Source organism: Candidatus Hydrogenedentota bacterium (assembly GCA_019637335.1).
Classification (GTDB): domain Bacteria; phylum Hydrogenedentota; class Hydrogenedentia; order Hydrogenedentales; family JAEUWI01; genus JAEUWI01.
Genome location: JAHBVV010000001.1, coordinates 319,589 through 332,085 on the forward strand (window position 1 = coordinate 319,589; position 12,497 = coordinate 332,085).

The 12,497-nt window shown below is 65.9% G+C and carries 8 protein-coding genes; 3 read left to right on the forward strand and 5 right to left on the reverse strand.

Annotation, left to right across the window (positions count from 1 at the left end; all coding sequences use genetic code 11):
* Nucleotides 1-190: 190 nt before the first annotated feature.
* Both KF886_01275 and KF886_01280 read right to left on the reverse strand, forming a co-directional pair.
* A complete protein-coding gene (locus KF886_01275; GenBank protein MBX3175968.1) occupies nucleotides 191-412 on the reverse strand; it encodes a DUF433 domain-containing protein in 222 nt (73 codons plus the stop codon).
* Nucleotides 413-501: 89 nt separating this feature from the next.
* Nucleotides 502-2,193 (reverse strand): polysaccharide deacetylase family protein, encoded by a 1,692-nt coding sequence (locus KF886_01280; protein MBX3175969.1) that lies wholly within the window; start codon nucleotides 2,191-2,193, stop codon nucleotides 502-504.
* A gap of 456 nt (nucleotides 2,194-2,649) precedes the next feature.
* Between KF886_01280 and KF886_01285 the strand changes: the two genes are divergently transcribed.
* Nucleotides 2,650-3,969, forward strand: coding sequence for a Gfo/Idh/MocA family oxidoreductase (locus KF886_01285; GenBank protein ID MBX3175970.1), 1,320 nt, complete (start codon nucleotides 2,650-2,652; stop codon nucleotides 3,967-3,969).
* 33 nt (nucleotides 3,970-4,002) lie between these two features.
* Here KF886_01285 and KF886_01290 read toward each other — a convergent pair whose 3' ends face one another.
* On the reverse strand, nucleotides 4,003-7,350 hold the full coding sequence (locus KF886_01290) for a serine/threonine protein kinase (protein ID MBX3175971.1): 3,348 nt from the start codon (nucleotides 7,348-7,350) through the stop codon (nucleotides 4,003-4,005).
* Between the two features lie 193 nt (nucleotides 7,351-7,543).
* On the opposite strand from KF886_01290, the gene KF886_01295 reads away from it, so the two are divergent.
* Nucleotides 7,544-8,587, forward strand: coding sequence for an aldo/keto reductase (locus tag KF886_01295; GenBank protein MBX3175972.1), 1,044 nt, complete (start codon nucleotides 7,544-7,546; stop codon nucleotides 8,585-8,587).
* Nucleotides 8,588-9,226: 639 nt separating this feature from the next.
* On the opposite strand, the gene KF886_01300 is transcribed toward KF886_01295, so the two are convergent.
* Nucleotides 9,227-10,597 (reverse strand): neutral/alkaline non-lysosomal ceramidase N-terminal domain-containing protein, encoded by a 1,371-nt coding sequence (locus KF886_01300; protein ID MBX3175973.1) that lies wholly within the window; start codon nucleotides 10,595-10,597, stop codon nucleotides 9,227-9,229.
* 431 nt (nucleotides 10,598-11,028) lie between these two features.
* On the opposite strand from KF886_01300, the gene KF886_01305 reads away from it, so the two are divergent.
* Nucleotides 11,029-11,580, forward strand: coding sequence for an Hsp20/alpha crystallin family protein (locus KF886_01305; GenBank protein ID MBX3175974.1), 552 nt, complete (start codon nucleotides 11,029-11,031; stop codon nucleotides 11,578-11,580).
* 95 nt (nucleotides 11,581-11,675) lie between these two features.
* Here KF886_01305 and KF886_01310 read toward each other — a convergent pair whose 3' ends face one another.
* Nucleotides 11,676-12,398 carry a Bax inhibitor-1/YccA family protein gene (locus KF886_01310; GenBank protein ID MBX3175975.1) on the reverse strand — a complete coding sequence of 241 codons (723 nt, stop codon included), beginning with the start codon at nucleotides 12,396-12,398 and terminating at the stop codon, nucleotides 11,676-11,678.
* Between the last annotated feature and the right edge of the window lie 99 nt (nucleotides 12,399-12,497).

Sequence of the window (12,497 nt, forward strand, 5' to 3'; positions counted from 1 at the left end):
GATACATCACCCGGGCACTCGGATTCGCGGTTCCGATATCGATCGCGCCGTTCCGATCCGTCCGCGTGGAGGGGAGCAAAACTGCGCCTTGATCTCGACTTTCGTTTCGGCGATTCGCGGAACAACCACGCAAAGAGCCCGGCGGAGAGCACCAGAAAAACCAGCACCGCGGTTGCGCCTTCGAAGCTGCTCATCGGTCATGTGCTCTCCGGAGCGACCCAACGAACATACACGCCCGCACATCCTCCGGAGCAATCCCGCTGTATTCCTCCAGGATCTCATCGGTGGTCGCGCCATGCGCCAGAAGATTGAGCATAAATTCCACGCTCAGGCGCGTCCCGGCGATCACAGGCTTTCCGCAGAGGATATCGGGATCGCACGTGATCCGTTCCAAAAGCCGTTCTTCGTTCATGATGGTGCTCCTGAAAGAATGATACCCCATGCGAACGTTCGCGGCAAGACCATCCGGCGCGCCCGGCCCATCCAGCGGGAACGCGTCCGCTATTCGGCGCCTTCGGCCCAGCTTCGGGCCTCGGCAATCCGCGTCTCGACGCCGGCGCCCTCGTGGAACCAGATGCGCCCTCGCGCCGTCTGGGTCTCGCCCGGGGCGGCGTCGGGGAAGGACGGATCGGCGTGGGCGCAGGGGCATTTCGCGTTGCCCCAGCAGCGATCCACGGGCGTGAAGGCGATGATCACCCAGCGCGTTCCGTCGTCGTTGCGGACGGCGGTCACGGGCGCTTCGAAGGTCTTGTTTTCGTTCGCCTGCGCCGCGAAGCCCCGGAGCTCCTTGAGCATGAGGCAGACCTGCGCGCGGAGACCTTCCAGGATGGCGTCGGTCCCGTTGCGCACCCAGAGGTCGATGTCCACGGTGGTTTCCCCGGGCGTGAGCCGTGCGCCGAAGCTGACGTTGTTCGGCAGGGTGCGCTCCAGCGTAAGGCCGGTGTCGGTGCGGGTCCAGTCGATGTTGTAGATCCGCTCGTTGCGCGCGTCCCAGTAGGTCGGGATATGGGTATGGGCCAGGTAGATCAGGTCGCCGCCGCGCCAGATGGCTTCCGGGACGTCGAGCACCGCGTAGCCGCCGTTGGGCCAGGGCGGGAAGATGCTCGCCTTGGTACCGCGCTGCGGGGCGACGGCGCCCTCGAGGAAGCCAATACGCGGGTGGCGCCCGCCGGGGTACGGCAGTACGCGCAGGCCCGGTCCGTCGGCGCGCTCCAGCGCTTCGGGGTCAAACGTCACGGCGCGGGCGATCTGCTCAAACTCCGCGACCTCCCAGCCGGCGACTTCCGCGGCTTCTTCCATGGCGTAGCCATGATGCACGAGCATATTCTCGACCCAGAAGCGCAGGTCGTTGCGGGTCGCCTCGACTTCCGGGGCCTGCTTCAACACACCGTCCTTCGGGAGCGGATAGCGCATGGCGGGCATGCCCTTTGCCTCCGGGTGGGCGTCGGCGGCGGGGATCAGGTCGCGCAGGGCGATGGTGTTGAAGCCTTCGGCCTTCAGGTAGTCCATGAACTCGATGAAGCGATCCGGATCCGTGTGCACCCAGGGGTGCGCCACATCGGGCACGCCGTGAAACTGGAGGATCACCGGCTGGCCGGGCTTTCCGGTATGCACGAGCTTCTTGAAGTGATCGAGGGTCCAATCCGGGTAGGCGTCGCCGGTGGTGGGGATGAGCAGGCGGTGGTGCCGGTCCGGCTCGTAGCGCGGGCCGATCTCGATGCGGCCGTAGGGCATTTCCGGCTGCATGCCGCGCCGGGCCAGCTGGTAGCCGAGCTTTTCCAGCACCCGCACGCCCTCGATGCAGAAGGCGTTGCCCGGCCAGGCGAACGTGACGGGCTTCGGCACGCCCACTTTGGCCAGGGCGTATTCCACCAGGGCCAGCTCGCCCTCCAGCCGCGCCGCCTCCGCCGGGCTCGCGAAGCCCTGGTGAGTCCAGGTGTGGTTGCCGATTTCGAAGCCCATTGCGTGGATGGCGGCGACGTCCTCCCAGGTCAGGAAGTTTTCGCCGTCCTCCATCCAGCGGTGGGTGACGTAGAAGGTGGCGCCGAAGCCGCGCTCCTTCAGGGCCGGCGCGACGAAGGTCACATGGGACTTCACGGCGTCGTCGAAGGTGAGCACGACCGTCTTCTCGGGGAGTTCGGCGGCCCCGGCCATCGTGGCGGCGGCGATAAGCGCGGCAAGCAGGCGTTTCATGGCGCATTCCTCCGGATCCGCGCGCCGGGGTGGGTGAATTGAAGGCGGGCCGGCGCGGGCGGGTTCCCTGGGGAGGATAATACAAGAGCCCACCGCGCGCGCGCCAGCAGGATTTGCCGCCAGGGCAATCGCATTTAAACTTCCTGTCCGAGCCGAGCGCCATACGAACCACCTGAAATGTAAGAAAGGGCGCGTGTTGGAGCGCTGGCATTTCGCCTGCGGCGAATCCCTGACCTTGCCGGCAGAGATGCCGGCGCTCCAACACGCTCACTTTCATTGATTCAAGGCTCCGAATCAACTCAAGTTTACGCCCAAATACCTTGATCGGGCTTAAATGCGGTTGCCCTGGATTTGCCGCGTTGTCCGGCCGGGGAAAAGGCCCTATAATCATCGGGCGCGCACCGACGCGGTGCGGGAGAGAACCGGAGACGCGGGGGACAATAAGGAACCACAGGCATGACGCTTTCGCGAAGAAAATTCCTGGCCGCAAGCGGCGCGGTGCTCGCCGCGCCCTATATCATTCCATCCACGGCGATGGGCGCGGATGGGGCCACGGCCCCGAGCAACCGCATTAACATCGGCGTGGTGGGCACGGGCAGCCAGGCGGGCGGCCTGATGAAGAACGCAATCCAGCACGAGAACACGCGGGTCGTGGCGCTGTGCGACGTGGACCATACCCGCCTGGCGGAGGCGAAGCAGCGGGTCGACGAGTATTACGGGGACACGGCCTGCGCCGTGCACCACGACTACCGCGAGCTGCTCGCGCGCGAGGACATCGACGCGGTGATCGTGGCGACGCCGGACCACTGGCACGCGCTGGTGTGCGTGGAGGCGGCGCGCCGCGGCAAGGATATCTACTGCGAGAAACCGCTCACGTGGTCGCTGGGCGAGGGCCGCGCGGTGGTGAAGGCGGTGCGGGAGAACAAGCGCGTTTTCCAGGTGGGGAGCATGCAGCGATCCGGCGATCAGTTCAAGAAGGCGTGCGAGCTGGTGCGCAACGGCTACGTCGGGCGCATCAACCAGATCTATGTGGCGCTGCCGGACCAGGGCAAGGCGCTGTGGGCCGATTCCTACCCCGCGCCGCCGCCCGAGCTCGACTACGAGATGTACGTCGGGCCGGCCGAGTGGGCGCCCTACCATGAGAACCGCTGCCACTGGGACTGGCGCTGGTGGATGGGCTTTGGCGGCGGGCAGATGATGGACTGGATCGGGCACCACGGCGACATCGCGCACATGGCGATGGACTGGGACAACACCGGTCCCCGCGAAGTGGAGGGTATCCGCTGGGATCCGATCCGGGAGCGGAACAACCTGTACGACGCTCCCGCGCGCTATATGTTCAACTGCCACTATCGCGGCGGCGTGACGCTGACCGTCGCGAACGCCAGCGATATGCCGGATGCCTGGGCGAAACCGGGCAGCCTGGGCACGATGTTCATCGGGAGCCGCGGCCGCTGGCTTTGGGTTGATCGCAGCGGAATTGAGGCGAGCGACGAGAAGATTCTGGCGACGGAATTCTCGCCGCGCGATTTCCGGTTTCGGGAGGGCAGAAACCACATGACGGACTGGCTGAACTGCATTGTGACGCGCGAAGAGACGATTGCGCCGGTGAACGCCGGGCACCGTTCGGCGTCCATTGGCCACCTCGGCAAGATTGCGTGCATGCTCGGCGGCTCGTTCAAGTGGGATCCGAAAAAGGAAGAAATCACAGACAACGCGGCGCTCAACGGGCTGATCACGCGGCGCTATCGCGGGGACTGGTCGCTGGAGGCCTGACGGTTTGCAACGCGCGCCCGTGGCGGGCCGGGATCAGGGTTCTCCCGCCCGCCACGGGGCCGCGTCCCAGATCCTCACGCGCAGATCGGCCCCGGCGGTGGCGAGCGTGTGGCCGCCGGGGCTGAACGCCAGGTCGTAAATGCCGTGGTTCAGGCTGAGCACGGGGGCGCCGGTTTCCACGTTCCAGATGCGGGCCGTTTGCAGGTCTCCGCTGGCGATCCGGCGACCGTCCGGGCTGAAGGCGACCTTGTGCGCGCGGTCGAGCAATCCTTCAAACCGGCGAATCATCGCGCCCGTTTCCAGGTCCCAGAGCAGCACCGCGAACTGGTTGTACGAGGTCGCCAGCGTTTTGCCGTCCGGCGAAAACGCGGCGCCATGGGCCCATCCCAGCGCCGGGTCGAATCGGTGTAAGACGTGGCCGCGCTCCGTATCCCAGACCCAGGCGCTTCCATCACGGTTTCCGGTCGCCAGGAGCCGCCCGTCCGGGCTGTAGGCAATCGCGTCCACCACGTCTTGCTGCCCGGCGTACGCTCCGACGCGTTCCCAGCTTTCGCAGTTCCACTCGAACACCGGCAGCGGCACGCCCTGGCCCATGTCCCAGCCCGCAGTTGCAACGCGCTCCCCATCCGGGCGCATGGCGACATACCGGAGGCCGTTGGTAAACTCTGGCACCGGCTGATCCCGAAGCAGCGCGCCGGTGCGCCAATCCCAGACGAGGATATGTCCGCGCGCATCACCCGCGATGAGGCGTTGTCCATCGGGGTGAAAGGCCAGCGAGTTAATCCAGTCACGGCCGCCTTCCAGTACGCGCAGGGGATCCGCGGGGGTCTCGTCGCGGCCGGGCCCCCGGTCCCAGATCAATACCCGCCCGTCGCCGCCGCGCATCCAGTGCCCGCCGGCGGTGGCGAGGTAGCGCCCGTCCGGGCTGAAGCGGACCGTGTTCACATCCTCCCGGTGGCCTTCCAGACAGGGCCCGTCGAAGGGTGGCGTCAGGGGCCAGGCGTGCACCGCGGGCAGGATGCCCGCGGTGATCAGGCCGTCGCCGTCCGGGAGGAAGCGCGCGAAGAGAATGCCATCGGGCTGCCGGATCCAACTCGGGAGCTCCTGCCCCATTTCCGGATTCCAGAAGCGAATATCGCCCTCGCCGGCGGTTGCCAGGAGCGCGCCATCGGGTGAGAATTCCGCCGACCAAACCTTTTTCCGGTACCCGTGCAGCGTGTGGAGCAGCGCACCGTCCGCGACGCGCCAGATGCGCGCTGTGGTGTCCACGCCGGAAGTGGCCAGGCGCCCCCCATCCGGACTGAAGCGCACCGACAGGACACCCTGCACGCCGAGCTGCCGGTTGTCTGTGTGCGCCGCCAGTTCCGCGCGGCGCTCCCCGGTCGCCCAATCCCAGAGAAAGACCCGCCCGCCGTTGTCTCCCGCCGCCAGCAGGCGTCCGTCCGGCGACGCGGCGACGCAATTCAAGGGGGCGTCGGCGGCCCGGGCTTCGCGCGCCACGCGCCCCGTTTCCAGATCCCAGATATAGGTGACCCCGTCGATTCCGCCTCCCGCGATCTCCCGGCCCGCGCCGCCGAAGACCAGGGCGCGGACTGGCCTCGGTTCGAGCGGCGGCGCGTCCAGCGGCGCGCCCGTGCGCGCATCCCAGCGAAGGAGCACGGGGCCGTCGGCGGAGGTTACGATTTGGTCGCCGGCGGGATGGAGGGCCGCACCCCGGAGGATTGCATGGCCGGTTTCGATGGTTCGCAGGATGTCGCCACCCGGCAGCGCGCGCAGGATTACCCGCCCCGACTCGTCCGCGGTCAGAAGGGTTTTTCCGCCGACGCCGACCTGGACATCGGCCATGCGCTTGGCGTGCCCTCCGAATTCGCGATTCAGGCTGTCCAGCACATGCTGGAGCCGGCCCCACTCCCAACCACGGTAGGCTGCCGGTGCGTCCTCCAGTATCTGCCGCGCGCGGCCATACTGAAAATCTTCGACGCTGTCCTGCGCCAGGGCCATGGCCAGGTCGTAGCGCTCGCGCTCCGACGCCACCCGGAGTTCCCGCTCGACGGCGTGCCGCGCGCGCAGGCTCAGGTACGAATAGGCGCCGACGCCCGCGAGCACGATGAGCGCCAGCGCCGCCGTCGCCACGACCGGCCGGTGGCGCCGCAGGAAAGCCGCGAGCAATTCGCCCAGGCGGTACGCGTGCGCCTCGACGCGCGTACCCGCCATGAAGCGGCCCACGTCGTCGGCCAGCGCGCGCGCCGTCGGGTAGCGCGCATCGGGCTTGCGCTGCATTGCGCGGCGGCAAATGGCAACGAGTGCGGCGGGGGCCTCGGGGCAGATGGTTTCCGGAGGCGGGGGCGGCTCCGTGACGCACATCCGGAGGACCTCGATGCCCGAGGAGGCCTGGTAGGGGCGGCTGCCCGTCAGGATCTGGTAGAGCACCGCCCCCAGCGCATAGACGTCGGATCGGGCGTCCAGCGCGCCGTGCTTGCCGCGCGCCTGCTCGGGCGACATGTAGTGCGGCGTCCCGAGGAGCTGGCCGTCCATCGTCAGGCCGTCGGCTTCCTCCGCCTCGGGGAATTCACTTGGGCTTTCGTCGCTTTCCATCTCTTTTGGGCCCCGGAGCTCCTTCGCCAGTCCCCAGTCGATGACCACGGTTTCACCGAACTCGCCGATCATGACATTGCTCGGTTTAATGTCGCGGTGAATGACCCCATGCGCGTGGGCATAGGCCACGGCCTGGCAGAGATCGAGGAAATGCGGGAGGAGGCTGAGCCGATCCTCCAGCGTCTTCGCGGCGCGAATTGCGTCCTGCAGGGTCTGGCCGCGCACGAACTTCATCGTGTAGTACAGCGTGCCGTCTACCCGCTCGCCGATCTCGTGCACGGGAATGATGGAGGGGTGTTCCAGGCGTCCGGTAATCCGGGCTTCCTGAAGGAAGCGCGCGACCACCCGTTCCCGCTCGCCGCCGACATCGCCCGGACGCGCGGAAAGCAGTTCCTTCAGGGCGACCTCGCGTTGCATCTGTCGATCCCAGACCGCCAGCACGCGCCCCATCCCGCCGCGGGCGTGCTCGTAGCGGAGCTCGTAGCGGTCGCCGGGCGCGGGGAAGGGTGTATCTCCGCCGCTGCCACCCAGGGGCCCCGGTGTTTCACGGCGCGTGGGGCGTTCTCTTCCGGCGATCGCCGACCGGGTGGGGTCGTCAAAGAACTGGAGCTCCCGCGAGATGATCTCGAGGAGGCGGCGCTCCTCCTCGTCGAGGCTTCCCTGGCGGCACAGCGCGTCGAGGATCGAGGGCGCGCCGCCGTCTTCAGCAAGGGCAATGGCCTCTTGAATAGCGGATTCCGGCACGTGAAAAAGACACGCGCTGAGCCCTGCTATCAATTCGTTCATCGTACAATGCATGGAAGCACCACATGCAGCCAGAGGGTACCGCGCGGAACGCGCGGGACAGAATCGAAATGCGCTGTGATTCTATCTTACACACGGGCGGGCGGACGATGCACGCGCGCGGCGCTTGCACGGCGGCGCGCGACGTGCCATGATGCTGGAGGGGTTGCAGAACACCCCGAAAAGGAGCGCCGCCATGACATCGCCGTCCCCCATGAACCGCCGGACTTTTCTTCAGACGACCGCCGCCACCGGGCTGATCGCGGCGGGGGCGTTGAATGCCCCGGCCGCTCCGGCGCCGCCGGTCTACTCGCGCGCCGGCAATCTGCCCTGGCGCACCTTCGGAAAGACCGGCGTCGAGCTCCCAATCCTCGCGTATGGCAGCGCGCCGCTGATGACGTGGGAAGACGATTATTACGGCATATCCTCCGGGGCCTACGAGGCCCGCGTGAAGATGGTCCGGCTCGGCTATGAAAAGGGCCTGCGCTATTTCGATACCGCCCGGATCTATGGCGAGAGCGAGCAGATCTTCGCGGAGGCCCTGCGCGATGTCTACCCCGACATCTTCCTCGCCTCCAAGGTGCTGGTGAAGTCCGTCGAGGAACTTCAGAAGAGCGTGGACGACTCCATGTCGACGCTGAAGACCGACCGGATCGACTGCATGCAGTTGCACGGCCCCACGATCGAGCGCCTGGGCTACGACGGCTGCATGCCGCTTGTCGAGGCGCTGGTGAAGATGCGGGACGAAGGCCGCTTCACCTTTATCGGCCTGACCGGGCACTCCCGCTTCGAGGAGATGTACAAACTGATCGACACCGGCATTTTCGACACGCTCCTCATCGAGTTTGGCTACTTTCACAAGGGCTACAACACGCGCCACTCCAACCGGTCGCTGGCCAACCGCGACCTGTGCGTGGCGCGCGCCAGCGAGCTGAACATGGGCATCCTGGGCATGAAGGTCATGGGCGCGAGCATTTTCGGGCACAACGCCGCCAAGCTGGTCCCGGAATTCGGCGCGGACGCCGCGAAGAAGCTGCCGCCGGCGGCGATTCGGTGGGTGCTCAACGATTCCCGGATTCACCTGCTGAATATCGGCATATCGGTCCCGGAAGACCTCGACGCGAACATCGCCACACTCACCGGCGACACGGCCCTTACGAACGAGGACCGCATGCTCCTGGCGTCCTTCGCCGAAAAGGCCTACGAACAGCCCGCCGTACAGGAACTGCGGGAGGTGTAGGTTCGCGCGGGCGGGATGCTGAAGGAAGGGCGAAGGCGTTCAGTAGCCGCAATCCGGCGGCCTGATTCGTTCGAGACGGAGGGAGTTGAGGCGCTCTCCGGAATTCATGCTACCTACTTCGTGTGGCGCCTTCCTTCCCACAATGTATCCGGATACGTCACAGTCCAGCCCTCTTGAGTTGAGCACATTCCTGCAACGTGATCCGGATCATTCAAGGCCATCGTGCAAGGCTGGGAGCGCAGGCGTCCCCGCCTGCACCATGCACCGCAGGTGCATGAACGTTTGCGCAATGCGAATCTATCGATCACGGACACTATCGCGTAACGATCCTATTCGCGCCTTCGGCGCGATGCAGGCGAGCCGCCTGCGCTCCCATTGGTCCGCACTTTCGTTGCGGCGCCGGGATATGAAACATAGGAACGGCTGAACTTCAAACCGCTAAAGACGCACGATTTCGATCGGGTCAGGTTTCGCGCCAATCATGTTCAATTACAGCGCGCCTCCGGCGCGATGCAGGCGGGGACGCCTGCGCTCCCAGCCTTGCTCGCTCTTCTCGAAATATCGGGGCATGACAAAAAAATGTCCGCGTTACTCCATGCGACCAAAATGTGACCCTGATCGACGAAATCCGTCAACCGCCTACTCCACTGGCGCGACGATCTCCCGGATGGCGGCCATGGCCGCTTCGGTCAGCATGCGCCCGGCGGTGGGCGCGACGCGGGAAACCGCTCTTTCGTAGCCGCCGGTGCCGCCGGCGCGGGGCGTGATGATGTAGCCGATGTAGTCGTTCGCGTAGCCCACGAGGATCATCGGGCGGCCCGTGTCCTGCGCGACGCGCCGCTTCATTTCGAGCCCGTATTCGACGAAGAGTTCGCCCGGCATCCCCACGGCGACCATGGGGCCGATCTGCAGGACGTGCCAGGAGGTGTTCGCCGCGCTGCTCAGGAGTTCCGGTCGTTCGGCGGCGGCCCGCGCGACCATGGCGGTGGTGTTGGCGGCGCTGATCTCCCGGCGCAGGTCGCGGACAATCATTTCGGGCTTGCCGGCGTCCACGGCGGCCTGATGCGCCGCTTCCGCCGCCGCGATGCCCGCCTCCGCCGCGTCCGGCGCCGGAAGCACGCGCTCCTCCAGCACAATGGGCGACCAGCGGCTGCGCAAGGTGCTCTCGGCGCCCATCGCAATCTGTTCGGCGGTCGCGATGATCTCGCCGCCGACGACGCGGCCGAGCCGGGTGACTTCGTCGAACTTCGGGCCGCTGCGCTTCATGGTGATGTCGCCGCACGCGCCCTGGGTGAAGATGGCCACGCCGCCGATCGCGCCCTCCACCGTGTCGCAGGCGACGCCGGGATATTCGCAGGAGAGCAGGAGGTTCGTGCTGTCCAGAATCACCGGATGGCCCGTGAAATTGGCCAGCGTCGCGATGGTGTTTCGCGTTCCCTTCTCCTGAATCTTCAGCACGCCAACGTCCGGATCGATCGCGGTGTCGTTGTTCTGTTGCCGGTTGGTGGTGATGCCGTCCAGGCGCCCGTAGGCGAAGCCCAGCTCCGCCGGTTTCAGGTCCGCCCACGCGGCCTCGAGGCACGCCGTGAACGCGCCAATCAGGAATTCGTCCAGCTGCGTGTTGTCGGATTCCCGCGCCGTGACCCCGCCGGTGAAGCCGGCCGGTCCCGCGTGGGTGTGGGTCGCGGCGATCAGGATGTTCTCCGGCGCCAGGCCCGTCGCCGCCGATGCCCGCTGGCGGGTACCCTCGACGAGGGTCTTGGAGACGCCAATCAGATCCGCCACAAGCACCGCCACGGCGGTCTCCCCGTTGCGGCACACCAGGGCGCGCGCATAGACCGGGCGGTCCACCCCCTCGAAGGTCGCGGTCCGGTCGAAGTAACCGCCCATGACCGTGGGGAAGGGCGGCACGATACTCTGCTTTGCCGCGCCCGCCTCCAGGTCCGCGCGGGCGCCGTTGGCGAACATTAAAATCGAGACGGCGAGAAGTGTGTGAACAATGCGTGCCATGGATATCCCTTTCATCGTTGGGCGGCGCGCCATGGGCCGGCGCGCGCGACGTCCAGTATACCCGGATCGCCGCTCCTGCTCTGAAATTTCAACTGGAGCCACGGGTGCCACGTTCAAGCTCCGCGGCTCCGCCGCGAAGGCTTGAGCGTGCGAGACTCCAAAAGAGCGCCAACAGTCAGACGCAGAATTACATCCTTAGCCGGCGCCGCGACGCGTCATGAAAGGCTGTATAGAAATGAAACGCAACCGTTCTAAATTGGAGCGAGCACGGCCCGAGGCGCGTCGGGAAACGCGGCGTTTCCCGCCTTTTGCGTTGGCACGAAGTTTGATACTTCACAGGTAAAGCGGCCGCGCGGTGCGGCACGAGAACATAGCAGCAACCGGGCCGCCTTCCATGGCGGGCCCGGCAGTGAAGTAAAGGAGGTAGCACCATGGAACTCAAGCAGATTGCCCCCTGGAACTGGTTCAAGAAGGAAAACGAGGCCGAAGGACGGATGCTGCCGGTAACGCGGCAGAGCGCAACGTACCCTTTGCCGCTGGCCCGATTCCACGAGGAGTTCGATCAGCTCTTCGAAAATATGTTGCAGGGCTTTCCCTTTGTCCCGTCCTCGTCCCTGTTCCCCGCGTTGACCCAGGGCGCCGCCGCCGGATGGATTAAACCTTCCGTGGATATTGCGGCGACCGAAAAGGAATACACGATTACCGCGGAGCTTCCGGGCGTTGACGAGAAGGAGATCAACGTGGAGCTGAAGGGCGATACGCTGATTATCCGCGGGCGGAAGGAGCACAAGAAGGAGGAGAAACGGCGTGACTACTACTGTGTCGAGCGGTCCTATGGGACGTTCCAGCGGCAGCTCTCGCTGCCGGAGGACGCGGACGCGGACGGTATTCAGGCCGCCTGCAAAAACGGCATCCTGACGCTGACGCTGCCGCGCCGGGCGTCCGCGAGCGACGCAAAACGGATCACGGTGAACGCCGCCTGACGCCGCCACCCCGACAGCGCATGAAGACAAACAGCAACGCGGCCCGCGGGGGTGTGCCCCGCGGGCCGCGTGGTTTGTGAATGGGAAGCGCGGACCTATTCGCGCGAGAAAGACATGAGGATGCGCAGGATGTACCAGAAGAGGAGCGCCACGGAGGCGAAGAGCGCGAGGGAGGCCGCCACGTACTGATCCGTGCGGTATTCGTGGAGGATGTTGGACGTGGTGTAGAGGATATAGCCGCCGGCAAGCACGATCATGGCGGCGCTGAACACGATGCCCAGATTAAACCCGAAAATGATGCTGCACACAATGATCCCGAGCCCCGCGAAGCCCAGAATTCCCAGGAAGGGCCCGAGGAACGAGAAATTCTTGCGCGTGAAGAACACAATCGAGGTCAGCCCGGTGAATACACAGCCGGTCAGGATGGCGGCCGACGGAATCACCCCGGCGGGGCCGAAATTGGCCGCGATATAGAGTAGCGGCGCGAAAATGATCGCTTCCGCGACGACGTAGAGGCTCAGGCCGGCGTATTGAAGGCCCAGCGAAGCCCCGGACTGCGCCCAGGAATTCGCGATCCAGCTTACGGCCATGAAGCCGCCCAGCACCGCGAGCCAGCCGAACTGCGTGCCGGCGATCCAGCCGACGAATGACGCGGTGATCGGCAGGCTCAGCACGACCGCCTCAAGGACGACGAACGCGAGAATCGCCGCAAAGAGGTGGACATAGGTCTTGGTGATAAACGCGGCCCGTTCATCGCGCGAGGCCTGGTCGGCCAGCGTGTATTCTTCGGGCCGGAACACGTTTTGATCGTAGCTCATGGCATGCGTCTCCCTGCGGGGTTGGATTGGGCTGCGTTTCGCACTGCGCTCACATACCAAGTGATTATAGGGCATCGGATGCGCGCTGTAAACCCGCCA

Coding starts and splice junctions, on each gene's coding strand:
- KF886_01275 (MBX3175968.1), bottom strand. CDS start 412: ATGAACGAAGAACGGCTTTTGGAACGGATCACGTGCGATCCCGATATC.
- KF886_01280 (MBX3175969.1), bottom strand. CDS start 2,193: ATGAAACGCCTGCTTGCCGCGCTTATCGCCGCCGCCACGATGGCCGGG.
- KF886_01285 (MBX3175970.1), top strand. CDS start 2,650: ATGACGCTTTCGCGAAGAAAATTCCTGGCCGCAAGCGGCGCGGTGCTC.
- KF886_01290 (MBX3175971.1), bottom strand. CDS start 7,350: ATGAACGAATTGATAGCAGGGCTCAGCGCGTGTCTTTTTCACGTGCCG.
- KF886_01295 (MBX3175972.1), top strand. CDS start 7,544: ATGACATCGCCGTCCCCCATGAACCGCCGGACTTTTCTTCAGACGACC.
- KF886_01300 (MBX3175973.1), bottom strand. CDS start 10,597: ATGGCACGCATTGTTCACACACTTCTCGCCGTCTCGATTTTAATGTTC.
- KF886_01305 (MBX3175974.1), top strand. CDS start 11,029: ATGGAACTCAAGCAGATTGCCCCCTGGAACTGGTTCAAGAAGGAAAAC.
- KF886_01310 (MBX3175975.1), bottom strand. CDS start 12,398: ATGAGCTACGATCAAAACGTGTTCCGGCCCGAAGAATACACGCTGGCC.